This window comes from Pseudomonas sp. LM13, assembly GCF_041381355.1.
In the GTDB taxonomy this organism is placed as follows: domain Bacteria; phylum Pseudomonadota; class Gammaproteobacteria; order Pseudomonadales; family Pseudomonadaceae; genus Stutzerimonas; species Stutzerimonas frequens.
This window is the reverse complement of the sequence record NZ_JACBXH010000010.1, coordinates 65,881-91,475: the sequence shown is the minus strand read 5'-3', so window position 1 is coordinate 91,475 and position 25,595 is coordinate 65,881. Positions and strand designations below refer to the sequence as shown.

The 25,595-nt window shown below is 64.0% G+C and carries 24 protein-coding genes; 11 read left to right on the top strand and 13 right to left on the bottom strand.

Going from position 1 to position 25,595, the window contains the following annotated elements:
- Positions 1 to 29: 29 nt before the first annotated feature.
- From HZR81_RS09525 to trxB, 3 genes are read right to left on the bottom strand one after another with little or no spacing between them, the layout of a single operon-like run.
- Positions 30 to 737 (bottom strand): arginyltransferase, encoded by a 708-nt coding sequence (locus HZR81_RS09525; protein WP_102840973.1) that lies wholly within the window; start codon positions 735 to 737, stop codon positions 30 to 32.
- 52 nt (positions 738 to 789) lie between these two features.
- On the bottom strand, positions 790 to 1,470 hold the full coding sequence (aat, locus tag HZR81_RS09520) for a leucyl/phenylalanyl-tRNA--protein transferase (protein WP_053527633.1): 681 nt from the start codon (positions 1,468 to 1,470) through the stop codon (positions 790 to 792).
- A gap of 45 nt (positions 1,471 to 1,515) precedes the next feature.
- Positions 1,516 to 2,463 (bottom strand): thioredoxin-disulfide reductase, encoded by a 948-nt coding sequence (gene trxB, locus HZR81_RS09515; protein WP_013982938.1) that lies wholly within the window; start codon positions 2,461 to 2,463, stop codon positions 1,516 to 1,518.
- Positions 2,464 to 2,624: 161 nt separating this feature from the next.
- Between trxB and ftsK the strand changes: the two genes are divergently transcribed.
- The 6 genes from ftsK (at position 2,625) to cysG (ending at position 10,357) form a co-directional block, all read left to right on the top strand.
- Positions 2,625 to 5,078 (top strand): DNA translocase FtsK, encoded by a 2,454-nt coding sequence (ftsK, locus tag HZR81_RS09510; RefSeq protein ID WP_500127963.1) that lies wholly within the window; start codon positions 2,625 to 2,627, stop codon positions 5,076 to 5,078.
- 17 nt (positions 5,079 to 5,095) lie between these two features.
- Complete coding sequence (gene lolA, locus HZR81_RS09505; RefSeq protein ID WP_102841436.1) at positions 5,096 to 5,722, top strand: outer membrane lipoprotein periplasmic chaperone LolA; 627 nt, start codon at positions 5,096 to 5,098, stop codon at positions 5,720 to 5,722.
- Positions 5,723 to 5,792: 70 nt separating this feature from the next.
- Positions 5,793 to 7,118, top strand: coding sequence for a replication-associated recombination protein A (locus tag HZR81_RS09500; RefSeq protein ID WP_125869160.1), 1,326 nt, complete (start codon positions 5,793 to 5,795; stop codon positions 7,116 to 7,118).
- Positions 7,115 to 7,489: a fluoride efflux transporter CrcB gene (gene crcB, locus HZR81_RS09495; RefSeq protein ID WP_003298843.1), complete on the top strand. Its 375-nt coding sequence runs from the start codon at positions 7,115 to 7,117 to the stop codon at positions 7,487 to 7,489. The genes HZR81_RS09500 and crcB overlap by 4 nt, the downstream gene beginning before the upstream one ends.
- A gap of 72 nt (positions 7,490 to 7,561) precedes the next feature.
- Positions 7,562 to 8,842 carry a serine--tRNA ligase gene (gene serS / locus HZR81_RS09490; protein ID WP_230724816.1) on the top strand — a complete coding sequence of 427 codons (1,281 nt, stop codon included), beginning with the start codon at positions 7,562 to 7,564 and terminating at the stop codon, positions 8,840 to 8,842.
- Between the two features lie 120 nt (positions 8,843 to 8,962).
- A complete protein-coding gene (gene cysG, locus HZR81_RS09485) occupies positions 8,963 to 10,357 on the top strand; it encodes a siroheme synthase CysG (RefSeq protein ID WP_500127954.1) in 1,395 nt (464 codons plus the stop codon).
- Between the two features lie 23 nt (positions 10,358 to 10,380).
- Here the strand turns inward: cysG and HZR81_RS09480 are convergent, their stop codons facing one another.
- From HZR81_RS09480 to HZR81_RS09450, 7 genes are all read right to left on the bottom strand, one after another.
- On the bottom strand, positions 10,381 to 11,046 hold the full coding sequence (locus tag HZR81_RS09480; RefSeq protein WP_003298847.1) for a response regulator transcription factor: 666 nt from the start codon (positions 11,044 to 11,046) through the stop codon (positions 10,381 to 10,383).
- 53 nt (positions 11,047 to 11,099) lie between these two features.
- Entirely contained in the window at positions 11,100 to 11,663 is a 564-nt protein-coding gene (locus HZR81_RS09475; protein ID WP_500127953.1) for a PQQ-dependent catabolism-associated CXXCW motif protein, read from the bottom strand.
- Between the two features lie 103 nt (positions 11,664 to 11,766).
- Positions 11,767 to 12,558 (bottom strand): ABC transporter permease, encoded by a 792-nt coding sequence (locus HZR81_RS09470; RefSeq protein WP_125869164.1) that lies wholly within the window; start codon positions 12,556 to 12,558, stop codon positions 11,767 to 11,769.
- Positions 12,555 to 13,427, bottom strand: coding sequence for an ABC transporter ATP-binding protein (locus tag HZR81_RS09465; protein WP_500127952.1), 873 nt, complete (start codon positions 13,425 to 13,427; stop codon positions 12,555 to 12,557). Before HZR81_RS09465 ends, HZR81_RS09470 begins: the two co-directional genes overlap by 4 nt.
- Entirely contained in the window at positions 13,424 to 14,395 is a 972-nt protein-coding gene (locus HZR81_RS09460) for a YVTN family beta-propeller repeat protein (RefSeq protein WP_500127951.1), read from the bottom strand. Before HZR81_RS09460 ends, HZR81_RS09465 begins: the two co-directional genes overlap by 4 nt.
- Positions 14,396 to 14,413: 18 nt before the next feature.
- On the bottom strand, positions 14,414 to 14,902 hold the full coding sequence (locus tag HZR81_RS09455) for a tetratricopeptide repeat protein (protein WP_316957990.1): 489 nt from the start codon (positions 14,900 to 14,902) through the stop codon (positions 14,414 to 14,416).
- Positions 14,899 to 16,086 (bottom strand): ABC transporter substrate-binding protein, encoded by a 1,188-nt coding sequence (locus HZR81_RS09450; RefSeq protein WP_500127950.1) that lies wholly within the window; start codon positions 16,084 to 16,086, stop codon positions 14,899 to 14,901. Before HZR81_RS09450 ends, HZR81_RS09455 begins: the two co-directional genes overlap by 4 nt.
- Before the next feature lie 155 nt (positions 16,087 to 16,241).
- Here HZR81_RS09450 and HZR81_RS09445 point away from each other — a divergent pair, with 155 nt between their 5' ends.
- The 5 genes from HZR81_RS09445 (at position 16,242) to HZR81_RS09425 (ending at position 22,698) form a co-directional block, all read left to right on the top strand.
- Entirely contained in the window at positions 16,242 to 16,679 is a 438-nt protein-coding gene (locus HZR81_RS09445) for a cupredoxin domain-containing protein (protein ID WP_102840986.1), read from the top strand.
- Positions 16,680 to 16,720: 41 nt separating this feature from the next.
- Positions 16,721 to 17,986, top strand: coding sequence for a HAMP domain-containing sensor histidine kinase (locus HZR81_RS09440; protein WP_500127949.1), 1,266 nt, complete (start codon positions 16,721 to 16,723; stop codon positions 17,984 to 17,986).
- Entirely contained in the window at positions 17,983 to 18,642 is a 660-nt protein-coding gene (locus tag HZR81_RS09435) for a response regulator transcription factor (protein WP_003298864.1), read from the top strand. The genes HZR81_RS09440 and HZR81_RS09435 overlap by 4 nt, the downstream gene beginning before the upstream one ends.
- A gap of 355 nt (positions 18,643 to 18,997) precedes the next feature.
- Positions 18,998 to 21,298: a TonB-dependent receptor gene (locus HZR81_RS09430; protein ID WP_326428424.1), complete on the top strand. Its 2,301-nt coding sequence runs from the start codon at positions 18,998 to 19,000 to the stop codon at positions 21,296 to 21,298.
- A 236-nt stretch (positions 21,299 to 21,534) separates the two neighbouring features.
- Complete coding sequence (locus HZR81_RS09425) at positions 21,535 to 22,698, top strand: MFS transporter (RefSeq protein ID WP_500127948.1); 1,164 nt, start codon at positions 21,535 to 21,537, stop codon at positions 22,696 to 22,698.
- 26 nt (positions 22,699 to 22,724) lie between these two features.
- Here HZR81_RS09425 and HZR81_RS09420 read toward each other — a convergent pair whose 3' ends face one another.
- The 3 genes from HZR81_RS09420 to HZR81_RS09410 all read right to left on the bottom strand — a co-directional run bounded on the left by HZR81_RS09420 (position 22,725) and on the right by HZR81_RS09410 (position 25,556).
- Entirely contained in the window at positions 22,725 to 23,360 is a 636-nt protein-coding gene (locus tag HZR81_RS09420) for a 3'-5' exonuclease (protein ID WP_500127947.1), read from the bottom strand.
- A 100-nt stretch (positions 23,361 to 23,460) separates the two neighbouring features.
- A complete protein-coding gene (locus tag HZR81_RS09415; protein ID WP_500127946.1) occupies positions 23,461 to 24,777 on the bottom strand; it encodes a methyl-accepting chemotaxis protein in 1,317 nt (438 codons plus the stop codon).
- Between the two features lie 125 nt (positions 24,778 to 24,902).
- A complete protein-coding gene (locus HZR81_RS09410; RefSeq protein WP_133457265.1) occupies positions 24,903 to 25,556 on the bottom strand; it encodes a pentapeptide repeat-containing protein in 654 nt (217 codons plus the stop codon).
- Positions 25,557 to 25,595 lie beyond the last annotated feature (39 nt).

Sequence of the window (25,595 nt, the reverse complement as noted above, 5' to 3'; positions counted from 1 at the left end):
GCCCGAAATGGGTCGATGAGCCAAGGACTTCAGCTGAGCGTTACCCAGCGCTGGTTGACCAAGAGTTCGATGGGCCGATATTCGGTCTTGTAGTTCATCTTCCGGCAGTTCTTGATCCAATAACCGAGATAGACGGCCTTCAGGCCAAGGCGCGCGGCTTCGCCCATCTGCCAGAGAATCGCGTAGCGCCCTAGGCTGCGGCGCTCTTCGTCCGGATCGTAGAAGGTGTAAACAGCAGACAAGCCATTGGGCAGGACGTCGGTAACGGCGACGGCCAGCAGCCTGCCGTCGAGCCGGAATTCATAAAAGCGCGAGAATGGCAGGTCGCGCACGAGGAAGGTGTTGAACTGCTCACGGCTGGGTGGATACATGTCGCCATCGGCGTGGCGTTTCTCGATGTAGTTGGCGTAGAGCGCGTACAGTTCTTCGCTGAATGCCGGGCGTACGCCGCGGACCTGCAGGTCGGCGTTGCGCTTGAGGATTCGCTTCTGTTGGCGATTGAGTTCCGGTGCGCTTACCGGGATGCGTGCCGGAATGCAGGCCGAGCAGCGCTGGCAGTGGGGGCGATAGAGATGATCCCCGCTGCGGCGAAAGCCCATCTCCGAAAGCTCCGCATACACCTGCACGTCCATCGGTTGGCTTGGATCGAGGAACAAGGTGGTGGCCTGTTCATCGGGCAGGTAGCTGCAAGCGTGAGGCTGGGTGGCGTAGAACTTGAGGCGAGCCAGTGAAGTCATGGTCAACTCTCAGAAATCATGAACCCAGTGTAGGCCAGCTTGCCGAGGTCGACTAGGCGCGCCAGTCGGCTGCGCTGGGGCGATCCAGATGCGTTGCGAGTGCCTCGGCGAATGCCGCGCGTGGGATGCTGCGAGCGCCGAAGCTCTCCAGATGACGGGTCGGCATCTGGCAGTCGATCAGCGCAAAGCCCCATTCGCGCAGCCGTTCCACCAAGGTGACGAAGCCGACCTTGGAGGCATCGGTGGCGCGGCTGAACATCGACTCGCCGAAAAATAGCTCACCCATCGCGAGGCCGTAGAGTCCGCCGACGAGTTGCCCTTGCTGCCAGACTTCCACCGAGTGCGCGACGCCCATCTCGTGCAGCCTGATATAGGCGTCTTGCATCGGTGTCGTGATCCAGGTGCCGTCTGCATAGCTCCGCGGGCCGGCGCATCCCTGGATGACCTCGGCAAAGGCCTTGTCGAAGGTCACCTGGTAGTCGCCGTGGCGCATGCGCTTGCGCAGGCTGCGCGAAACATGCAGCTCGTCAGGAAAGAGCACCGTGCGCGGATCGGGCGACCACCACAGCAGCGGTTGGCCTTCCTGATACCAGGGGAAACAGCCGTGGCGGTAGGCCGCCAGGAGTCGCTCTGGCCGCAAGTCACCGCCAGCAGCAAGCAGGCCGTTGGGTTCGCGCAGAGCCGTTTCGAGGGGAGGAAAGCTGAAGTCGTCGCGCTTTAGCCAGGTCAGCATGTCGGCACGCAGAGTAGGGGTGGGCGGGCCGAAGCCCGCCTGGGATCAGTTGTCCAGGTACTTCTCGGCATCCAGTGCCGCCATGCAGCCGGCGCCCGCGGAGGTGATGGCCTGGCGATAAACGTGGTCGGCCACATCGCCTGCGGCGAACACTCCGGGAATGCTGGTGCAGGTGGCATCGCCTTCACCGCCGCCGCGGATCTTCAGGTAGCCATCCTTCATCTCCAGCTGGCCCTGGAACAGGTCGGTGTTCGGCTTGTGACCGATGGCGATGAATACGCCGGCCAGGTCCAGCGTGTTCTCTTCACCGGTAAGGGTGCTCTTCAGGCGAACGCCGGTCACGCCACTGGCGTCGCCGAGGACTTCCTCGAGGGTGTGGTTCCAGTGCAGACGAATGTTGCCGTTGGTCGCCTTGTCCATGATCTTGTCCTGCAGGATCTTCTCCGAACGGAGCTTGTCGCGGCGGTGGATCAGGTGGACTTCCTTGGCGATGTTGGACAGGTACAGCGCCTCCTCGACCGCGGTATTGCCGCCACCGATCACCGCGACGACCTGGTTGCGGTAGAAGAAGCCGTCACAGGTGGCGCAGGCGGATACGCCGCGACCGGCGAACGCTTCTTCGGAGGGCAGGCCGAGATACTGCGCTGAAGCGCCCGTGGCGATGATCAGCGCATCGCAGGTATAGACACCGCTGTCGCCGCGCAGGGTGAACGGGCGCTGCTGCAACTCGGCGGTATGGATGTGATCGAAGACGATCTCGGTGTCGAAGCGCTCGGCGTGTTTCTGCATGCGCACCATCAGATCCGGGCCGGTCAGGCCTTCGACGTCGCCAGGCCAGTTGTCGACCTCGGTGGTGGTGGTCAGCTGGCCGCCGGGCTGGATGCCGGTGATCATCAGCGGCTTCAGGTTGGCGCGGGCAGCGTATACCGCAGCGGTATAACCGGCCGGGCCGGAGCCGAGGATGATCAGACGCGAATGCTTGACTTCACTCATAAAAAGCCCTCATAAGCCTTTGTTGCAAATAGAGAAGCGTGCTCCAGTCGAGCCGCGCCGGGAAATCGGGCGTTTATGCTACACCGAAGCATCGGCAAAAGCCCAAGCCGCCGCGGAACCCGCATGCCATCGAATCGACAAACCCGTACAATGCCGGGGTTCTGGCTGACTACGGTTCATCGCGCCGCAGGCGCAGGAAAGAAAGCGTTTTGAAGAATTCCTCATCTACCGCGCCGGCAACCGTCTGGCGACAACAATTGCACTATCGCCTCAAGGAAGGCGCGTTGATAGCGCTCGGTGCGCTCTGCGTCTACCTGTGGATGGCGCTATTGACCTACGATCCGGGCGATCCGGGCTGGACCCACACGAGCAACGTCGATCAGGTGCGCAACGCCGCGGGCCGCGCGGGCGCCTGGTTCGCCGATGTGCTGTTCATGGCGCTGGGTTACTTCGCGTACCTCTTCCCGCTACTGCTGGGCGTCAAGACCTGGCAGGTATTCCGTGCGCGTCACCAGCCCTGGGTGTGGAATGGCTGGTTGTTCTCCTGGCGGCTGATCGGCCTGGTGTTCCTGGTGCTGTCCGGTTCGGCGTTGGCCTATATCCATTTCCAAGGCGGCGAAGCCTTGCCGGCATCCGCGGGCGGTGCGCTGGGCGAGAGCCTTGGCCAGCTGGCGGTGCAGATGCTCAACGTGCAGGGCAGCACGCTCGCGTTGCTGGCGTTCTTTCTGTTCGGGCTGACGGTCTTTACCGACCTGTCCTGGTTCAAGGTGATGGATATCACCGGCAAGATCACGCTCGACCTGCTGGAACTGATCCAGAGCTTTTTCAGCCGCTGGTGGAATGCCCGCGCCGAACGCAAGCAGCTGGTTGCGCAGCTGCGCGAGGCGGACGATGTGGTAAGCGAGGTGGCCGCGCCAATGGTGCGCGATCGCCGCGAGCAGGCCAAGGTCAAGGAGCGCATCATCGAGCGCGACGAGGCACTGGCCAAGCACATGAGCGAGCTGGGGAAGCGCCAGGCTCCTGTGATCACCCCGCCCGCACCGGCAAAGCCGGCAGAGCCGAGCAAGCGCGTGCTCAAGGAGAAGCAGGCGCCGTTGTTCGTCGATACCGCGGTCGAAGGCAGCCTGCCGCCGATTTCCATCCTCGACGTCGCGGAAAAGCAGCAGAAGCAGTATTCGCCCGAGTCCCTCGAGGCCATGTCGCGGCTGCTGGAGATCAAGCTCAAGGAGTTCGGCGTCGAGGTTGTGGTCGAGTCGGTTCACCCGGGCCCGGTGATCACCCGTTTCGAGATTCAGCCTGCGGCCGGCGTCAAGGTCAGCCGCATCTCCAATCTGGCCAAGGACCTGGCGCGTTCGATGGCCATGGTCAGCGTGCGCGTGGTCGAGGTCATTCCGGGCAAGACCACCGTGGGTATCGAGATTCCCAACGAGGATCGGCAGATCGTCCGTTTCTCCGAGGTGCTGTCGTCGGCGCCTTATGACGACGCCAAGTCGCCGGTCACCCTGGCGCTCGGTCACGATATCGGCGGCAAACCGGTTATCGCCGATCTGGCGAAGATGCCGCATCTGCTGGTGGCCGGTACCACCGGTTCCGGTAAGTCGGTGGGGGTCAACGCGATGATCCTGTCGATCCTGTTCAAGTCGACGCCGGAAGAGGCGCGGCTGATCATGATCGACCCGAAGATGCTCGAACTGTCGATCTACGAAGGCATTCCGCACCTGCTCTGCCCGGTGGTCACCGACATGAAGGAGGCGGCCAACGCACTGCGCTGGAGCGTGGCCGAGATGGAGCGGCGCTACAAGCTGATGGCGGCCATGGGCGTGCGCAACCTGGCGGGCTTCAACCGCAAGATCAAGGAAGCGGAAGAGGCCGGCACGCCGCTGCACGACCCGCTGTACAAGCGCGAGTCGATGGATGACGAGCCGCCGTATCTGAAGAGCCTGCCGACCATCGTGGTGGTTGTCGACGAATTCGCTGACATGATGATGATCGTCGGCAAGAAGGTCGAAGAACTGATTGCCCGTATCGCGCAGAAGGCACGTGCGGCGGGCATCCATCTGATCCTTGCCACCCAGCGTCCATCGGTGGACGTGATCACCGGTCTGATCAAGGCCAACATCCCGACCCGCATGGCCTTCCAGGTGTCGAGCAAGATCGACTCGCGCACCATCCTCGACCAGGGCGGCGCCGAGCAGTTGCTCGGTCACGGTGACATGCTCTACCTGCCGCCGGGCACCGGCCTGCCGATCCGCGTGCATGGTGCGTTCGTCTCCGATGACGAGGTGCATCGTGTGGTCGAAGCCTGGAAGGCTCGCGGAGCGCCCGACTACATCGAGGACATCCTCGCCGGCGTGGAAGAGGCTGGTAGCGGCTTCGAGGGCGGTGGTGGCGAAGGCAGCGGGGAAGGTAGCGAAGAAGACCCCTTGTACGACGAGGCCGTTCGCTTCGTGACCGAAAGCCGCCGCGCGTCGATCTCCGCGGTGCAGCGCAAGCTGAAAATCGGCTACAACCGCGCCGCACGCATGATCGAAGCCATGGAAATGGCCGGCGTGGTGACATCCATGAATACCAACGGCTCGCGCGAGGTCATCGCGCCGCCACCCATGCGCGATTGAATCGCTTCGAGGGCTACATGCAATTGATCCGTTTGCTGTGTGCATCTGTCCTGATGGTCGCTCTGGTACCGGCCCACGCCGACCAGGCGGCTTCCACCAAACGCCTGACCGGCCTGCTCAATCAGGCCGAAACCCTGACTGGCCGCTTCTCACAGCTCTCGCTCGACGGCAGCGGCACCCAGCTGCAGGAGACCTCCGGAGAGCTGGCACTCAAGCGCCCCGGCCAGTTCCGCTGGCACACCGATGCGCCGATGGAGCAGCTCTTGGTGTCCAACGGCAAGAAGGTGTGGCTGTATGACCCGGATCTCGAGCAGGTCACCATCCAGGAGCTTGATCAGCGCCTGACTCACACACCGGCTTTGCTGCTGTCCGGCGACGTCTCCACCATCAGCGAGAACTTCGAGGTCTCGCACAAGGAGGCCGGGGACGTGGTGGACTTCACCCTCAAGCCCAAGGCCAAGGACACCCTGTTCGACAACCTGCGGCTGTCCTTCCGCGGCGGCGTGATCAATGACATGCAGCTGATCGACAGTGTCGGTCAGCGCACCAATATCCTCTTCATGGGGGTGAAGATGAATCAGCCGCTCAAGGCCGACCTGTTCACCTTCGAGATTCCCGAGGGTGCCGACGTCATTTCCGAGTGAGCCTAATCTGACATTCGTATCAGGCGGCCTGCGCAGCGGCGGGCCGCTGCAATCGAGGTAACCGTCCGCAATGGACCTGTTCAGCCGCGAACCTGTCGCCCAGCCACTTGCCGCGCGTCTGCGCGCAGCCAGCCTCGACGAATACGTCGGGCAGGAGCACCTGCTCGCGCGCGGCAAGCCGTTGCGCGAGGCGCTGGAGCAGGGCGCGTTGCACTCCATGGTGTTCTGGGGGCCGCCCGGTGTTGGCAAGACCACTCTGGCGCGGCTCCTGGCTAAGGTCTCCGATGCCCATTTCGAAACGGTTTCCGCCGTGCTTGCCGGGGTCAAGGAGATTCGCCAGGCGGTGGAGATCGCCAAGCAGCAAGCGGCGCAGTACGGCCGGCGGACCATTCTGTTCGTCGACGAAGTGCATCGCTTCAACAAGTCCCAGCAGGACGCCTTCCTGCCTTACGTCGAAGACGGCACGCTGATCTTTATCGGCGCCACCACCGAAAACCCCTCTTTCGAACTCAACAATGCCTTGCTCTCGCGGGCTCGCGTTTATGTGCTGAAAAGCCTGGACGAAGCGGCCTTGCGCAAGCTGGTGGCGCGCGCGCTGACCGACCCCAAGGGCCTGGGCGAGCTCCATCTCACGCTGCCGGAGGACAGCTTCCAGATGCTGCTGGCGGCAGCCGATGGTGACGGTCGTCGGTTGCTCAATCTGCTGGAGAACGCATCGGACCTGGCCGAAGAGGGCGGTAGCATCAGCACCGACCTGCTGCAGGATCTGCTGGGTGACAGTCGCCGTCGTTTCGACAAGGGCGGCGAGGCCTTCTACGACCAGATATCGGCGCTGCACAAGTCCGTGCGCGGCTCCAATCCGGACGCGGCGCTGTACTGGTTCGCGCGCATGCTCGATGGCGGCTGCGACCCGCTGTACATCGCCCGACGTGTCGTGCGCATGGCCAGCGAGGAAATCGGTAATGCCGACCCCCGCGCGCTGCCGTTGTGCCTGAACGCCTGGGACGTGCAGGAGCGCCTGGGTAGCCCGGAAGGGGAGCTGGCCGTGGCGCAGGCCATTGTCTATCTGGCCTGCGCACCGAAGAGCAACGCCGTCTACACCGCGTTCAAGGCAGCCATGCGCGATGCTGCAGAGAACGGCTCGCAGGAAGTGCCGCTGCATTTGCGAAACGCGCCGACCAAGCTGATGAAAGAACTCGGCTACGGCAACGAATATCGCTACGCCCACGACGAACCGGATGCCTACGCGGCAGGCGAGGATTACTTTCCCGAGTCCATGGAACCGCGCCGCTACTATCACCCCGTACCACGCGGCCTGGAAAGCAAGATCCGCGACAAGCTCGAACACCTTGCCCGGCTCGACCGCGAAAGCCCCATCCAACGGAGAAAGGAATGATCCGCATGGCCTTCGCCGTCGCTTGTGGCGGCGTGATAGGGACCCTGTTGCGCTTTGCCCTGGCGACCTGGGTCAGCGCCCAATGGCCGCGGCATTTCTATCTGGCCACGTTGGCCGTGAATCTGCTGGGCTGCCTGCTGATAGGCTATCTCTACGCTACCTTTCTCGCCCGGCCGGATATCTCGCCGGAGCTGCGTGGTGCACTGATCATCGGCTTTCTTGGAGCACTTACGACGTTCTCTAGTTTTTCGCTGGATGCACTGCGCCTGCTTGAAAGCGGTCAGCTGGCGACTGCCTTCGCATATGTCGGCGGCAGCGTGTTCGGTGGCCTGTTGGCGGCCTGGGCCGGTCTGGCGCTCGCCAGGTTATGAACCGGCGCGCGTTCACAGTAAACTTCGCTCCCTCTTCGCCCTTCATCCAAGCTTTCACAGACGAGACCCACCATGCTTGATTCGAAACTGGTACGCACTCAGCTACAGGACGTGGCGGCCCGCCTGGCCACCCGTGGCTACCAGCTGGACGTGGCGCGCATCGAAGCGCTGGAAGCTCAGCGCAAGACCGTGCAGACCCGCACCGAACAACTCCAGGCCGAGCGCAACGCGCGCTCCAAATCCATCGGCCAGGCCAAGCAGCGCGGTGAGGACATCGCGCCGTTGCTCGCCGACGTGGATCGCATGGGCTCGGAACTCGAATCCGGCAAGCAGGAGCTGGACCGCATCCAGACCGAACTCGACCAGCTGATGCTGAGCATTCCCAACCTGCCGCACGAGTCGGTGCCGGTCGGTGCGGATGAGGACGAGAACGTCGAGGTTCGCCGCTGGGGTACGCCGAAGACCTTCGACTTCGCCGTTCAGGATCACGTCGCCCTGGGCGAGCAGCATGGCTGGCTGGACTTCGAGACCGCGGCCAAGCTGTCCGGTGCCCGCTTCGCCCTGATGCGCGGCCCGATCGCCCGCCTGCATCGCGCGCTGGCGCAGTTCATGATCGACCTGCACACCCGAGAGCATGGCTACGAAGAGGCCTACACGCCGTATCTGGTACAGGCCCCGGCGCTGCAGGGAACCGGTCAGCTGCCAAAGTTCGAGGAAGATCTGTTCAAGATCAGCCGGGAAGGCGAGGCGGACTTCTACCTGATCCCGACCGCCGAGGTGTCGCTGACCAACATCGTGGCCGGCGAGATTCTCGATGCCAAAGAGCTGCCGCTGAAGTTCGTCGCCCACACGCCCTGTTTCCGCAGCGAGGCCGGCGCCTCCGGGCGCGATACCCGCGGCATGATCCGTCAGCACCAGTTCGACAAGGTCGAGATGGTGCAGATCGTCGAGCCGTCGAAGTCCTTCGAGGCGCTGGAAGAGCTGACCGGCAATGCCGAGAAGGTGCTGCAGCTGCTGGAACTGCCTTACCGCGTGTTGTCGCTGTGCACCGGCGACATGGGCTTCGGCGCGACCAAGACCTATGACCTGGAAGTCTGGGTGCCGAGCCAGGACAAGTATCGCGAGATTTCTTCCTGCTCCAACTGCGGTGATTTCCAGGCGCGGCGCATGCAGGCGCGTTATCGCAATCCGGAAACCGGCAAGCCGGAGCTCGTGCACACCCTCAATGGTTCGGGCCTGGCGGTCGGTCGTACCCTGGTCGCCGTACTGGAGAACTACCAGCAGGCCGACGGAAGCGTTGTGGTACCCGACGTGCTGAAACCATACATGGGTGGTATCGAAGTCATCGGCTGAGGCTGCGGCGCTGCGTCATCGCGGTTCGGCATCAGGCCGGATCCTTGATATTCGACAAGGGGCATCGCGGCCGTAATGGCTGTGATGCCCTTACCACCAACGACCCTCCAGGATTCGCCCATGGAATACCTCCCGCTGTTCCACAACCTCAAAGGCCGCACGGTACTGATTGTCGGGGGTGGCGAGATCGCGCTGCGCAAGGCGCGGCTGCTGAGCGAAGCCGGAGCTCGGCTGCGGGTGGTGGCGCCGAGCATCGAGCCGCAACTGGCCGAACTGGTAGAGGCAGGCGATGGCGAATGCCTCGATCGTGGCTATGACCCGCAAGACCTGCAAGGTTGTGTGCTGGCCATCGCCGCCACCGATGACGAGCCGCTGAATGCCGCGGTTTCGCAGCACGCCAACGCGCTGGGCATGCCGGTCAACGTGGTCGACTCGCCGCAGCTGTGCAGCGTGATCTTTCCGGCGATCGTCGACCGCTCGCCGCTGGTGATTGCGGTTTCCAGTGGTGGCGATGCACCGGTGCTGGCGCGGTTGATCCGCGCGCGCATCGAGACCTGGATTCCCGCGGCCTACGGCCAGCTGGCCGGTCTGGCCAAGCAGTTCCGCGCTCAGGTCAAAGCCAAGTTTGCCAACGTTCAGCAGCGGCGGGTGTTCTGGGAGGAAACCTTCCAAGGACCGATCGCCGAACAGGCGTTGGCTGGGTGCAGCGCCGAAGCCGAGCGCCTGCTGGCGGAGAAGCTTGCCGGTGCAGCGCCGCGCGCGCTGGGCGAGGTTTATTTGGTAGGCGCTGGCCCGGGCGATCCTGACCTGCTGACTTTCCGTGCCTTGCGCCTGATGCAGCAGGCTGATGTCGTGCTCTACGATCGCCTGGTAGCGCCAGCGATCATCGACCTGTGCCGGCGCGATGCCGACCGCATCTACGTTGGCAAGCAGCGTTCGGAACACGCGGTGCCGCAGGAGCAGATCAACCAGAAACTGGTGACCCTGGCCAAGGAAGGCAAGCGCGTGCTGCGGCTCAAGGGCGGTGACCCGTTCATCTTTGGCCGCGGTGGTGAGGAGATCGAGGAACTGGCAGCCAACGGTGTGCCGTTCCAGGTCGTGCCGGGTATTACTGCCGCCAGTGGCTGTGCCGCTTATGCCGGCATTCCGCTCACCCACCGCGATCATGCGCAATCGGTGCGTTTCGTCACCGGTCATCTGAAAGACGGCAGCTGCGATCTGCCCTGGGCGGAACTCGCCGCGCCGGCACAGACGCTGGTGTTCTACATGGGCCTGGTGGGCTTGCCGGTGATCTGCCAGCAACTGATAGCCCATGGGCGTTCGGCGGATACGCCGGCGGCGCTGGTGCAGCAGGGCACCACCAGCAACCAGCGTGTCTTCACAGCTACGCTGGGGATACTGGCCGAGCGCATCGCACAGGAAGACGTGCAGGCACCGACGCTGCTGATCGTCGGCGAAGTGGTGCAGCTGCGCGAGAAGCTCGCCTGGTTCGAAGGGGCGCAGGCGGCGGGATAGGGCTGGCTGCTGCCTGCGCCGTTTCAGCGGCGCAGATAGGCAGTGAAATCGATGTCCCCGGCAGAAAGGATCGCCTGGACGCGGTTGTGCACGTTGAGCTTGCGCAGAATCGCCGATACGTGGGCCTTCACGGTGGTCTCGGCGATGTCGAGGTTGTAGGCGATCTGCTTGTTGGATTCACCCTTGGTCATGCGCTCGAGCACAAGCAGCTGCTTGCGCGTCAGCGCCTGCAACAGTTCCGGCGGGATCGATGGCTCGTTGTGATGGGAGTGGCGGCTGCTCGGCTTCTGGCTGCGGATGATGTCCGAAGGCAGGTAGACGTTGCCGTTGAGGATCTGCTCGATGGCGTCGGTCATCTGCGCCCGCGGCGAGGATTTGGTGATGAAGCCGACCGCGCCGTAGGTAATGGCCTGCAGCACGATCTGCTTGTCCTGCTCGGCCGAGACGATCACCACCGGAATGGTCGGTGCTTCGTTGCGCAGATTGATCAGGCCGTTGAGGCCGTGCATGCCGGGCATGTTCAGGTCCAGCAGCACCAGATCGAGATCGTCGTGTTCCAGGGTAAGCGCCAGCGCGCTGTCGAGGTCGGCAGTTTCAAGGATTTCGCTGTCGGGGAAGCCGTCGCGAATGACGTTATGAATGGCTTCACGGAACAGCGGATGGTCGTCCGCAATCAGGATCTTGTACAAGGCCGGTCACCTCTTTGTTGTGATTATGGTGGGGGCATGCTGGTCAGGTGATGCTACTCGTCGCCAGGCAGCGGTTCCGGAGTAGCCGGGTGCAAGGGCAGGCCCGCCTGTTCCCAACCGTCCACCCCATCTCGATACCAGTACAGTCGTGTGTAGCCCAGCCCATGGGCGCGCTTGGTCGCGTTCCAGCCGAGCCAGCAGTCCGAGCGGCAGTAGAAGACCAGTGGCCGCTGCAGGTTGCCCTGGCTGACGCGGGCAAGGTTCTCGCTGAAGTAGCTTGCCCATTCGGGTTGCAGATTGCCATCGCCGGTGTTCGCCAACCAGATGCTGCCGGGCAGGTTTGCGTGGGGTTCGCTGTCGATGAACCGGCCGGCGAGCCACTGGCTCCGATAGACATCCACCAGCACAAGGTCCGGTTCTTGTGCGATCAGCGTCTGCAGAGCCGCGGTGTCCAGGGTCTGCGCACCTTCCGCGGACGCAGGTGTCGGGCTGCGGTACTGCGTCTGGCGATAGCCTTCAGGCGAGAACAGCGCGAGCTGTTCTTCGGCCGCGGCAACCGTGGGTATACAGAACCCAGGCAGCGCGGCGATCAGCAGGGGCAGCAGCGACCTGAACATAGTCCGTATTCCATGGCGTTTCGATAGCTCGATTACAGAGCAATGGGCCTGTCTTTTAAATCCTACGATGGAGGGGAAAACCGGTACCAAAGTAGTAGATCGCTCAGGCTGAGCGGCGCAAGGCTGCGTGTTGTGGGTTGAAACTGAGTACCGCCAGAAGGCTGAACAGCAGGGTCAGCCCCAGGCAGACCATCAACGCGGTCGGTGCCAGGCGCAGATAAAGCGCATGACGGACCAGCTCCACGGCGTGGGTGAAGGGGTTGAGGGCGCAGATCCAGTACAACCACTCGCTCGCCTCGCGCATCTTCCACAGGGGGTAGAGCGCCGAGGAGAGAAAGAACATCGGAAAGATCACGAAATTCATCACTCCGGCAAAATTCTCCAGCTGTCGAATGCCGTTGGATAGCAGCAAGCCCAGGGCGCTGAGCAGCAGCGCCACCAGCAGCAGGGCGGGCAGGGCGACGACCAGTCCCAGCGCTGGAGGCTGTACGCCGTAGAACCAGGCGATGGCGAGAAAGGCATAGACCTGTAGCAAGGAGATCAGCGCCGTAGCGACGAGTTTGCTGGCCAGCAGAAAGCTGCGCGGCAGCGGGCTGGTCAGCAATACGCGCATGCTGCCCATCTCGCGGTCGTAGACCATCGACAGGGAACCCTGCATGCCGTTGAACAGCAGGATCATGCAGGCCAGCCCCGGCACGATGTAGGTTTCGTAGGTGATGTAGGTATCGTACGGCTCGATGATGGCGATTCCGAGCGCTGCGCGAAAGCCTGCGGCAAACACCACCAGCCAGAGCAGCGGCCGCACCAGGGCGCTGAAGAAGCGCGAACGCTGCTGCACGAAGCGCAGCCATTCACGCAGAACGATACCGCGAAGGCATTCCCAGTAGATGATCATGAGCTCCTCCGCCCGGAATCGAGGGACGTGCGCGCGCTGCGAGCCTCTGGGTGGGAAGCAGGCGCTGCCGCCTCGTGTGGGGGCTCGATTGCACCCGGCGTACCGTCTAGCACCGCAGGCCGGTGGCCGAGGCTGCTACCGACCCCGTGGGTATCGTTGCCGGTCAGGCGTGCAAAGCTCGCGGCCAGGTCTTCACCGTCGGTGGCCAGCTCCGCGGCACGGCCCTGAGCCACCAGACGGCCGCGATTGAGCACCAGCAGATCGTCATCGGCCTGGACCTCATCGAGCAGGTGAGTGGTCCAGAGCACGCTCATACCCTCGTCACGGCAGAGCGCTCGCACATGCTGGTTGAGCGCCTGGCGGCTGGCGGGATCGAGGCCGGCGCTGGCTTCATCGAGCAACAGCAGCTCAGGCCGGTGCAGCAGGGCACGGGCGATTTCCACTCGGCGACGGTGACCACCATTGAGTTCGCGGACCTTGCTGCGTCGCCGCTCGCCGAGCTGCTGGCGCTGCAGTTCCAGTTCGATGCATTCGTTCGCCACGGCACGTGGCATACCATGCAGCGCCGCGTGGTAGCGCAGGTTCTGTTCGACCGTGAGGTCCAGGTCCAGCGTGCTCTGCTGGAACACCACGCCCAGGCGCGCAAGGGCCTTGCGCGGCGTTTCGCGCAGATCGAAGCCGGCGATACGGATCTGCCCCTGCTGCAGGTCGTACAGCCGGGTCAGCAGCGCGATCAGGGTCGACTTGCCGGCTCCGTTCGGCCCGAGCAACGCCGTGAAACGTCCCTGCGCTGCGGTAAAGCTCACTCCGTCCAGCGCGCGCCGCTCACCGTAGGCGAACGCGATGTCGCCCACCTCCAGCGCGTTCATGGGGCGACCACCACGCCCCACGGATAGCGGCCGACCTTGATTGACTTGGTCACCTTGAGCTTGTCCACGTCGATCACCGAAACGTCGCCGCTGACGCCGTTGGTGGTCAGCAGCAGGCTTTCGTCAGGGTTGAATGCCATGTGCCAGACGCGGCGACCCACCAGCAGGTAGTCGAGCACCTCGTAGGTTTTCGCATCCACTACGGCGATGTGGTTGGCCGGGCCGAGCGCGACGAAGGCGTACTTGCCGTCGGAGGTGAGCTTGACGCCCACCGGTTGAACCTTGTCCGGGTGCACGCCCTTGATCTTGAAGGTCAGCGTCTTGAGGATCTCGCGCTTGTCCACGTCCACCACGCTGACCGTTCCGCCGATCTCGGCCGAGGCCCAGAGCAGCTTGCTGTCCTTGGTGAATTCCACGTGGCGAGGGCGCTGGTCGACCAGGGTGTTGTCGACCAGTTCGTTGGTACTGGTGTCGATCCAGTGCAGCATGTTGGTGGTTTCGCTGGTGTTGACTGCCCATTTGCCGTCCGGGCTGACCGCCATGCCCTCCGGCTCGACGCCGACATCGATCTGCGCCAGCACTTCTTCCTTGTCGACATCGACCACGGTTACCAGTGCGTCGTCCTCGTTGGAGATGTACAGCCACTTGTTGTTCGGGTGCAGGGCGAACTGCTCGGGATCGGCGCCCGACGGCAGCTGCTTGATGATCTGCCGCGTGGCCAGGTCCATCACCTGCACGGTGTCCGAGTCGCTGGCGCAGATGTACAGCAGCTTGTTGTCATGGGAGAGTGTGAGGCCGCGCGGGCGCATGCCGACTTCCAGCGTCTCGACGGTTTCCATCGTGTCCAGGTTGATCACGCTGATGCTGTCGTCTTTCTCGTTGGAGACGTAGGCGGTGGCGGCGACAGCAGAGCTTGCGGCAAGGCTGAGTGCAATGGCGATGGCAGAGGCAAGGGCAGTTCTGGGCATGGTTGGATTCTCTTGTCGTTATTGTGTGATGGGGGCAGTGGCGTCGCTGCTGTCCAGCTGACGCAGATAGTCTTCGGCTTCTTCCTGGCCGCCGGCGGCTGCGCGCCGGAGCCAGTGGCGTGCAGCGACCTGATCGGCTTCGACGCCACGACCTTCGGCCAGCGCGACGCCCCAGTGGTAGCGCGCCAGGCTGACGTAGCTGGCGTCGTCCGGCTGCTCCGCGCCTTGCTTCAGCAGCTCGGCGGATTTGCGCAGGTCCGGCTCCATGCCGCTGCCGCTCTCGTACATCTGTGCCAGCGAGATCATCGAGTAGACGTCGTTCCAGCGCGTCACGCAGTCTTCGAAGATCGCCTTGGCTGCATCGAAGTTGCCGGTCTTCGCCGTCACGTAGCCGTAGAGGCATTTGATGCGCTTGGGGCTGTCGACATAGGCCTCATAGCCCAGTTCGTCGGCGCTGACGGGCAGGGTGGCAAGGCCGAGAAGCGCGGCTGCAGCGAGACGAATCATGGGCGCGCCTCGTTCAGGCGGCAGCTGCTTTCCGGTGCGTCGAAGCCGAGGGTGTCCAGTTCGCTGGTGGGATGCAGAAAGCCGTCTTGCGGCGAGTTCGATACCAGTGCCCGCGGGTGTACCAGCGGGATCGGCTGGCGCAGCTGGCCATTCCAGGGGCGGAAGCTCAGCTTGCGACCCTTGAAACCATCCAGCGGCAGCTCACCGCTGAGCGACAACTGACGGATTGCTGCAGCGTCCGCACTGCGCAGGCGGGTGACCGCCGCTGCGAGGCTGCGCACGCCCATCCAGGCGGCGAAATCGCGGTCGTTCATCCAGCGCTTGGCATGCGCCTCGAAGCGTTTCTGCAACTGCGCCGCGCCGTAGGTTTCCACCGTCTTGTGCCAGCCGGTGGCGGTCAGGCCCTGGGTGCCGGCCACCGGGCGCGGCAACCAGGTGTGGTACGGCACGTACTCACCGAAGTCGCCGCGCTCGTCCGCCACCAGCACCACGTCGTATTCGGCGCCCTGGGTGAACAACGGCATCTCGGCCTGGGCGCTGCGGCGCTGGTCGTTATCGAAGCTCCAGGGCTTCTCCTCGACGATGCGGTGACCGAAGCGCTTGGCCGCGCGGCGCAAAGCCTCGGCATAGGCCTGGTCCTCAGCAGTCGGACCGACGATCAGCATCCAGCGATTCCAGCGACGTGCCGCAAGAAACTGGCCGAGCGCATCGGCGAGCATGCTGCGGCTCGGCAGGGTGTGCAGGACATTCGCCAGGCAACGCTGGCTGCGCAGTGCATCGTCGGCACTGCCTGCGTTGATCAGCAGCGCTTCCGGCATGGCGTCCGACAGCTGGCGCAGGGACTCGGCCGGCGCGTTGACCACGAACAGGCGCAGGCCGTCGGCGTACTGCTTGCCGGCCTGTTCCAGGAGTTCTTCCGGCGTTTCGCTGGTGGCCGCTTCGACCACATAGCTGTGCTTGAGAAAACGTCCCGTGCTGTTGCTGTCGGTGATGGCCAGTTCGGCGCCGCGCAGGCCGGCGTCTTCAGGTTCGGGAATGACGTTAGAGAGCACAGGGCCGGTGTCTGGACGATAACCGAGATAACCGATGCGTATCGCCAGCTCCTGGCTGGACGCCGCTGCAGCGAACTGTGTACAGCAGGTGAGGGCGATCAGGAAACCGGCTCGTCGTAATGCGTGGCTCATGGGCAGCTCCTGTGACGTTGCAGGCAGCATAGGAACCATGGCCGAGCGGGGGAATATGCAGAAAGTACCGCTCGGGCGGTACCAAGGTAGTAGGTAAGCGAACGACGGCTACCCCTAGCATGAGTCCGTCCGATAACAATAACGAGGCCATCCCTATGCCCACATATAAAGCTCTGCTGCTCAACCTGCTGTTCGTTGGCAGCCTGGTCGGGTTCGATCACAGCCACGCCGCTGGCGATCTGACCCGTCGTACCCAGGCCTTGCCGGATCTGAAGTTCGGTTCTGAGCAGAGCGATTACGCCGTGTCGCAGAAGGAATATCAGCTGGAGACCGGTGTCGCCTATCAGCTCAAGGTCAGCTCCGATGGCCAGAAGGAGTGTGCGTTCCAAGCGCCCGAATTCGCCAAGTCGATCTTCTTGCGCAAGGTCGAGGCCGGTGGGGTGGAGATCAAGGCGATCACGCTGGTCGAGCTGGAGTTCGAGGATGCCGGCGAGGCGGAAATCTTCTTCCTGCCCGTCAAGCCGGGCAGCTACCCGTTCTACTGCAAGGGGCTGCAGAACAAGGGCATGGAAGGCCGGTTCGTGGTCAAGTGAAGCGGACTGGCGCTCGGCGCTGATCTCCGGGAGTTGCCGATATGTCCGCACTCTGGCGAATCAATCTGCTGGTCACGCTGTTCTTTGCCGTTGTGACCGTGGTCTGTCTGGCCGTGTTGCTGCGCCAGGCCGCCCACGATGTACAGCGCGAGCTCGATGCCGCGGCGGCGGTGGTTGGCTATCTCGGCGAGATGGCCGAGCGTGATCCCGACTCCCTCAGCCCGGGCCTGACCGATAGCCTGCGCCACATTCGCGTGCGCTGGCTGGACGCCACCGAATCGATGCCCGTCGGGGGCGATCCGGCGCTCGACGACTGGCTCGGGACCTGGCTGTACCCCGCCGAGCTGTCGTCGCCCAGCGTCCTTCAGCTAACCAATGGCCAGCGGCTGCATATCAGCGTCGATCCGCATGACGAAGTGGAAGAGGTTAGGGATTCGTTGCTGCAGCTGCTGGTGCTGTTCGGCCTGGCGCTGCTGCTTTGCCTGCTGGCGATCCGCTGGGCCGTGCGCCCAGGCATGCGTGTGCTCGGCGAATTGCTTGGTGCGCTTGTGCGTATCGCTGATGGCCGCCTCGATACCCGTCTGCCATCGCATCGCTTCGCCGAGTCGCGCAAGCTCGCCGAGCGCTTCAATCACATGGCCGCTGCACTCGAAGATGCGCGGGCCGACAACGAGCAACTGACCCAGGCGCTGCTGGCGCTGCAGGAACGTGAGCGCACCCGGCTGGCGCAGGCGCTGCATGACGACCTCGGCCAGTATCTGGCCGGCATTCGCGCGCGGGCGTGTCTGCTGCGCGTCCAGGCAGAGCAACCCGACGCCGTTCGCGAAACCGCGGCGCACCTCGAGCAACACAGCCTCGATCTGCAGAACGGTTTTCGCACGCTAGTGCGAGACCTGTATCCGGTGATGCTCGATCACCTGAACCTGGAAGACGCCATCGGGCAACTCGCCGAGCAGTGGCAGAGCACCCAGGGCATCGAGTGCGAGCTCCGGCTGCGCGGGCCGATTCCAGCGCTTTCGATGGACGCCAAGGTGCATCTCTATCGCATGGTGCAGGAGGCGCTGACCAACGTGGCGCGGCATGCGCGCGCGACTCGCGTGTGCCTGCATCTGTGTGGCGGTCACAACGGGCTGCGCCTGCTGCTGCGGGACGATGGCCATGGGTTGCCGCCAGAACGGCCGGGGGTCGGCCTGCGTTCGATGGTCGAGCACGCGCGCTGCCTGGGTGCCCGGCTGCGTATGCGCCACCGCGCCGGAAAGGGCTGGGCGCTATATCTCAAGTTGCCTTTGCAAGGAGCCACGTCATGAAGATTCTGCTGGTGGATGACCACGCGGTAGTGCGTCAGGGCTATGCGAGCCTGCTCAAGGCATTGCTTCCGGAAGTGACAGTCAGTGAAGCCGCCAGTGGCGAGCAGGCGCTGGAACAGGTGCAGGAATCGATTCCCAGCCTGGTCGTGCTCGACCTCGGCCTGCCGGGCATCAGCGGTCTGGAAACCTGTCGACGCCTGCGTCAGCGGTTGCCGTTGTTGCCGGTGCTGGTGTTCAGCATGCATGACGAGTTGGCACTGGTCCGGCAGGCACTGGATGCTGGCGCTTCCGGCTATCTGACCAAGCGCTGCGCGCCGGACGTATTGGTGGAGGCGGTGCGCAAGGTGCTTGCCGGGCAGACCTTCATCGAGCAGCCGCTGGCGACCGAGCTGGCGTGCCAGCGGCCGTCGCAGTCGCCAATTAAGGGGCGACTGGCCGAGATGACGCCGCGCGAGATGGAAATCTTCATCATGCTTGCGCGTGGCATCGGCAATCGGGAGATCGCCGAGCGGCTGTGCATCAGCAGCAAGACCGTTTCGAACCATATGGCCCTGCTGAAAAGCAAGCTGGAGGTCAGCTCCCAGGCCGAACTCGTGCACCTGGCCATCGATCAGGGTTTGCTCCGCGTCGGTGACCGCATGTTGTGCGAGGCCTGATCGGCCTCTTTCCTTCTCTCCTGCTTCGATGCAGCGCGACATGACTGTGTGCTGAGTCCAAAGCATCTCTCCAATTTTTCCAGAACAGCAGCTGCGCGCCTGTACCAGGCGAGCGGGGCGCCTGTGCCTTGCGAAAGTCGCGGGCCGAGTTAGTGCGCTGGTCGTAAGACCAATCTCCACGCGGTCGGGAATTTTTCCCGCCAGAGCCGGGAATTCTTCCCTGTCGGCACCGCGCCACGGCTCACGATAATCGCGTCTGGCAGGTTGCCAGCATGCGGTTGCCCGCGGTTCTCGCCGCGTCGCGAATGCCGGTGGCCTGGCCAGACCGATTGGCCAACAAGAACAAGGACCACCCATGCCGTATCAGCTCTGTTGCAGCGCGATGCCCCGCCGTACGCTGCTGTCCCTCGCCATCGCCGCGCTGTTGCCGGCGTCCGTTCATGCCGAGCAGACGCTCGATCTCGGCAGCCAGGAGGTGGTCGGTACCACGCCGCTGCCGGGCATCGAGCTGCCAAAGGATCAGGTGCCGTCCAACATCCAGTCGCTGGATGACGAGGACCTGCGGCGGCTCGGCGGCCAGTCGCTGGCCGAGAAACTGCAGCGCGGATTGCCGAGCGTCAACATCAACGAGATCCAGGGCAATCCTTACCAGGCGGACCTCAACTATCGTGGCTTCACCGCCTCGCCGCTGCTCGGTACGCCGCAGGGCCTTTCGGTTTTTCTCGACGGCGTGCGGGTCAATGAAGCGTTCGGCGATGTGGTGCACTGGGACCTGATCCCGAACACTGCCATTGCCAACATGGCCCTGGTGCCGGGCTCGAACCCGCTGTACGGCCTGAACACTCTCGGCGGCGCGCTGGCGCTGCAGACCAAGCGTGGCGATACCCATCCCGGTGGCTCGGCGGAGGTCTACGGCGGCTCGTTCGGACGCCAGGGTGGTGCCATCGAACAGGGTGGCAGCCATGAGGAATTCTCCTGGTACCTGGCCGCCGAGGGCATGGACGAGGACGGCTGGCGTGACCATTCGCCATCCGAGGTCCGCCAGCTGTTCGGCAAGTTCGCCTGGACCACCGACACCACCGATCTGGCACTGACGCTGGCACACGCCGACAACGACCTGATCGGCAACGGCCTGATCCCTGAAAGCATGTACGACCAGCGGCGCGAGACGATCTTCACCCATCCCGACCAGACCGAGAACCGCAACCACCTGATGGCCTTGTCCGCGAGCCACTGGCTGAACGACAACGATCGGCTGTCCGGCACGGTCTATCTGCGCCGCACACGTACTGCGACGCTCAATGGCGACGGCAACGATGAGTACGAGGATGAATACGAGGCGTGGGAAGACGGCGGCTTTATCGGCGAAGGGCCGGAGAGCGGTGTGTTGAACCGTACCCGCACGGCGCAACGAGCCTTTGGTCTGGCGCTGCAGTGGGCGCGGCACGTCGGCGCGCATCAGTTCGCCTTCGGACTGTCCCATGACAACACCCGCGCCAGCTTCCACCAGAGCGAGCAGGGCGGCGAGCTGACCGACGAGCGCGGAATCGCCGCCAGCGAAGAGGAGGAGCAGGCCAACAGCTTGCTGGGGCGCACCCGTACTTCCAGTCTCTATGCCACCGACACCTGGGCGCTGACCGACGCACTGCAGCTGACCGGCTCGCTGCGCTACAACCGCACGCGCGTGGTCAATACCGATCGCATGGGCGATGCGCTGAATGGCGACTTCACCTATCGCAAGCTCAATCCCGCGCTAGGTTTTGCCTGGCAGCTGCAACCGGCGGTCACCGTCTACGGCGGCTTCTCCCAGGGCAACCGCGCGCCGACGCCAATCGAGCTGGGCTGCGCCGATCCGGCGAACCCGTGCAGCCTGCCAAACGCCATGGCGGCCGATCCCTTCCTCGAGCAGGTGGTCACCCGCACGCTGGAACTCGGTGTACGTGGCGAACTGGCGGGCGGCACCCGCTGGAACCTCGGGGCCTTTCGCAGCGTGAACCATGATGACCTGCTGTTCGTCGGCACCGGCGGCAGCATGGGCTACTTCACCAACTTCGGTCGCACCCGCCGCCAGGGCATCGAACTGGGGCTGGCCGGCACGCAAGGGGCGTTCGACTGGCGAGTGGACTACACCTATCTGCATGCGACCTTCCGCTCCGCGGCCTGCATCCTCGCCGAAAACAACAGCACCGAAGGCGAGGGCGGCTGCCCGGACGATGAGATTCGCGTGTCCAGCGGCGACTATCTGCCAGGCCTGCCGAAGCACAACCTCAAGCTGGGGCTGAACTGGAACCTCAACGAGCGGCTGCGAGTCGGCACCAGTGTCTTGGCGTACTCGTCGCAGTACGTGCGCGGCAACGAGAACAACCGTCATCAGCCCAACGACGAGGTAGAGGGCAGCGGCAAGCTGCCAGGTTACGCGGTGGTCAACCTAACAGCCGATTACCGCTTCGCTCGTGACTGGACGCTGTTCGGCCGGGTCGACAACCTCTTCGACAAGCGTTACGCCACCGGCGGTGCGCTGGCCGAGAATCCCTTTGTTGGCGCCGGCAACGCCTTCGAATCGGACCCGGACGAATGGCGTCACGAGCAGTTCATCGCCCCTGGCGCGCCGAGGGCGGGCTGGGTGGGCGTGCGTTATCGCTGGGATGCGCTATAACCGATCAGTCGCAGCAGCACCGAGCATGCCGGGCCTTTGTGCCCGGCATGTTCGCGTTCGGCCACACTGCAGTGTTCGGCTTGCCGGGTCCGAGGTATCTGACGCGAAATCGTCACGGCCGATTGCGTATCCTGGCGAGCTTGGCCGATTGGTTGACGGCAACACGGAGCACGGATGAAGCGCGTCCATCACCACATCCTCGTCTCGCAGCGTAGCGCTGGCGGGTGCCGCTGAGCATGCCGTCACGCCTGCGCATCGTTCTCGCTCTCGGCAGCGCACAGACCCTCGCCTGGGGCTCGACCTACTACCTGCCGGCCATTCTCGCCGAGCCGATGGCGAGCGAATTGGGCATCTCCACCGGCAATGTATTCGCCGCGTTTTCCCTGGCACTGATCGTCACCGCCGTCCTCGGCCCGCTGTCGGGCAAGCGCATCGACCATCACGGCGGGCGTGATGTGCTGGCGCTTTCCAACGTCGTTTTTGCCCTCGGCCTGGCCATGCTCGGTGTGGCCAACGGACCGCTGCTGCTCTGGCTCGGCTGGTTGGTGATCGGCATCGGCATGGCGCTCGGCCTTTACGAGTCGGCCTTCTCCACGCTTGCCGGCATCTACGGTCGCGATGCGCGCGGCGTGATCACCGGCATCACCTTGCTCGCCGGCTTCGCCAGTACGGTGTGCTGGCCGATCAGCGGCTGGCTGAACGCCGAGTTCGGCTGGCGCGCCACATGCCTCACATGGGCCGGGGCGCATCTGCTGCTCGGGCTGCCATTGAACCGGCTGCTGATTCCGGTTGGCGTACAGCCGGCTCCGTCCGCGGCAGAGCAAGCGCAGACAGACGGGCGTTCGGGGGCGGGATTGACCATGGCGTTGCTGGCTTTCGTCTTCGCCGCCACCTGGTTCACCAGCACGGCGATGGCGGCGCACCTGCCACGTCTGCTGCAGGAGTCCGGACTGTCACCGGCCGCGGCCATCACGATCGCGGCGCTGGTCGGACCGGCTCAGGTCGGGGCGCGCTGCCTGGAGTTCGTCCTGCTGCAGCGCTTCCATCCGCTGATCTCGGCCCGCCTCGCCGCCATTGCCCATCCCATCGGTGCGGCTGGCGTGATGCTGGCGGGTGCGCCTGCCACCACCGCATTCGTGCTTCTGCATGGCGGCGGCAACGGCATTCTGACCATTGCCAAAGGCACCTTGCCGCTGGCGATATTCGGTCCCCATGGCTATGGCCTGCGCCAGGGTCTGCTGATGGTGCCGGCACGCTTCGCCCAGGCGTTGTCGCCGCTGGTTTTCGCGCTGCTGATCGACGACTTCGGTATGCGGGCGCTGTGGCTGTCGGCGGGGCTGGGGGTGCTGGCGTATGCCGCGCTGACCTTCCTGCAACGTCGGACGCATGGGCTGGCCTGACTCCGTCGAGCGCCGCCGAAGCCTTGTCAGCGCGGTAGCGCCGCGAGCAGCATTGCCTGCTGCTTTGCACTCAGACCGAGGAACACGCGCAGCGCGGCGTAGGCATCGTTGGCCGCGTAGGCCTGCTGTGCCTCGGTCAGCGTGGGGTTCGCCCAGTTCGAGGTGGCCACGCTGCGGGATTTTTCGATCCGAGCGTCGAGCACCGCGGCCACCGCACCGCGCAGGCCGACCTGGCCCTTCTTGCCCTGATAGCGAAGCACCGAGCCCAGGTCCAGCAGGCTGGCCGGCCGGATGCCCAGCTTGCCGTGCAGCCTGGAGCGATCCGACTTCAGCCCGAAACCGATCTTCGCCAGCGCGGGCGCTTGCAGGATTGCGCTGGCCGCTTCGATGCAGCCGGGCACGCCGATCCTGAACAGGTAGGCCTTTGCCGGGGTGGCGAACTGGATCAAGCGCGGACCGCTGGAGGCTTCGCCCTCCTTGAAGGTGGGTTTGGATTCGGTATCGAAACCGACGCAGGCAAAGCCCATGATCTCGTCCACCGCCGCGCGAAACTCGTCCGCCGTCGCGGGGGTGTCGATGTTCGCCGAGGTCAGCCCGACGAAGCGCGGCAGCCCGTCGATGTTCGGATGCTGGCGGATATGAATGATCAGCTTCTGCGTCAAGCCTGCGTCCTCCGCACGCTGGTGATCGAGTCAGCCTGAGGCAGCGGTGCCGGTTCGGCTGTAGCGCTCATGTGCCGATCTGCTGTGGACTGGCTCGCCATCAGTTCTTCAACTGGCTGGCGAACTGCCCGACTGCGCTGACCACGCGCTGCGCGCCGTCCTGGATCTCGACGATCACCGCGCCGGCCTGGTTGGCGAATTCCAGTCCCTGCTCGGCCTGGTCGCGGCTCGCGCTCATGCTCTGTACGGCAGCTTGCGCCAGGTCCTGGTTTTTCTGCACGACGCCGACGATTTCCTCGGCAGCCTTGCTGGTGCGGGCCGCCAGCTGGCGAACCTCGTCGGCCACCACGGCAAAACCACGGCCCTGATCGCCGGCCCGTGCGGCTTCGATGGCGGCGTTGAGGGCCAGCAGGTTGGTCTGATCGGCAATACCGCTGATGGTCTTGAGGATCGCGCCGATCAGCTGCGACTGCTTGTCCAGCGCCTCGATACCGTCGGAGGCTTCCTGCATCTGCTGGGCGATGCGATGCATCACTTCGACCGTCTGCTGGACCACTTGCGCGCCGCGCTGGGCGCTGAGGTCGGTGTGCTGGGAGGTGTCGTAGGCAATCGTTGCGGCCTCGGCCACGGCCATCTCCCGGTTGACCTGGTCGGTGATGACGGTGGCGAACTTGATCACCTTGTACAGCTTGCCGTAGGCGTCGAGCACCGGGTTGTAGGATGCCTCGAGCCAGACGGTCTGACCGTGGGCATCGATACGCTTGAAGCGTTCGGCGACGTACTCGCCTCGGTTGAGGCTAGCCCAGAATTCGCGATAGGCCGGCGACTCGCTTTCCTCCCGTTCACAGAACATGCGGTGGTGCTTGCCCTTGATCTGCTCGAGGCGGTAGCCCATGCCGTCGAGAAAGCGCTGGTTGGCGGTGATGACATGCCCGCCGAGGTCGAATTCGATCACCGCGGTGGAGCGCAGCAGCGCGTTGACCACGCTCTCGTGTTCGCGCGAGGTTTCGATGGTACGGGTTAGGTTGGTGGCGCACAGGGTGTAGTGGTGCAATGTGTCATCCGAGCCCTTGATCGGCTGCCAGATCGAACGCAGCCAGGCTTCCTTGCCGTCGGCCCGCAGCAGTCGGTAGGCACCGCTGAGATGCTCGGTACGCTGCATGGCGGTCTTGAGGCGGGCGTAATTCGGTTCGGTACGAAATTGCTGGCTGAAGAAGTCGTCGACGGAGCGGCCGATGAGATCGTCGCGGCGATAACCCATTTCGCTGAGGAACAGCTCGTTGGCGTGCTGAATGCGTCCTTGCGGGTCCAGTTCCAGGACCATCATCTCCCTGTAAAACGAGTTCTTGATCTGCTGATTGATTGCGGCTTCCTCGCGCAATTCAGCCAGTTCCTGTTTCAGGTTCTTGTTGAACATTTATTGGCATCCAGTGAAGGGCAAGACCGCCCAGTCACTTGATCGGCGCAGGACTCATTTTCCTGAGGTCGAAGGCCAATGGTTTGTTCTATACCGGCGATTGAACTGGCCTATCGCCGGCGCCTTCATTTTTCCCAATCGACTGGGCAGTCCTTGCAGCCTTCCATGTTGGTGCCCTGGAAGGTCGCGTAATGCCGACGCGCGCCGGTCAGAACGGCGTTGCCCAGGTTGGCGTCGTTGAGCTTGGCTTCCTGCAGGTTGGCGTCGGTGAGATCGGCGCCCAGGAGGTCGGCCTTGCTCAGCCAGGCCATTTCCAGGTCGGCGGCGTGCAGCGTGCTGTCGTGCATCCGGGCGCCGCTCATGCGGGCGAACTCGAGATAGGCACCGGTGAGGTCAGCCCCCTTGAACTGGGCGGCCTGGGCAAACAGGCCCCAACCCTGGATGGCGAGCAGACGGGCATCTGTGAAATTGGCCAGGCGCAGGTTGGCCTGTTGCAGGCTAGCGCGGTTAAGCGTGGCACCAGTGAGGTCGGCTTTTTCCAGATTGGCCAGGTCGAGGTTGGCGTGGCGCAGGTTGGCGCCGGCCAGGTTGGCACCGGCGAGGTTGATGCGGCGCAGGTCCTGATTGCTGAGGTCGGCGCCACGCAGGTCGGCGTTGGCACACTGGCTCTCGGGCTGGAGTACGCAGCCGTTGATCGTCAGGGGAGCGTCGTCTGCGGCGATGGCGGACGCGCTGGCCAACAGGATCAGTGGCAGAAGCAAGCGGTTAGCGGTGTTCATGGGAAGTCACCTGGGGCAGGGCGGGGGAGAAAAAGCAGT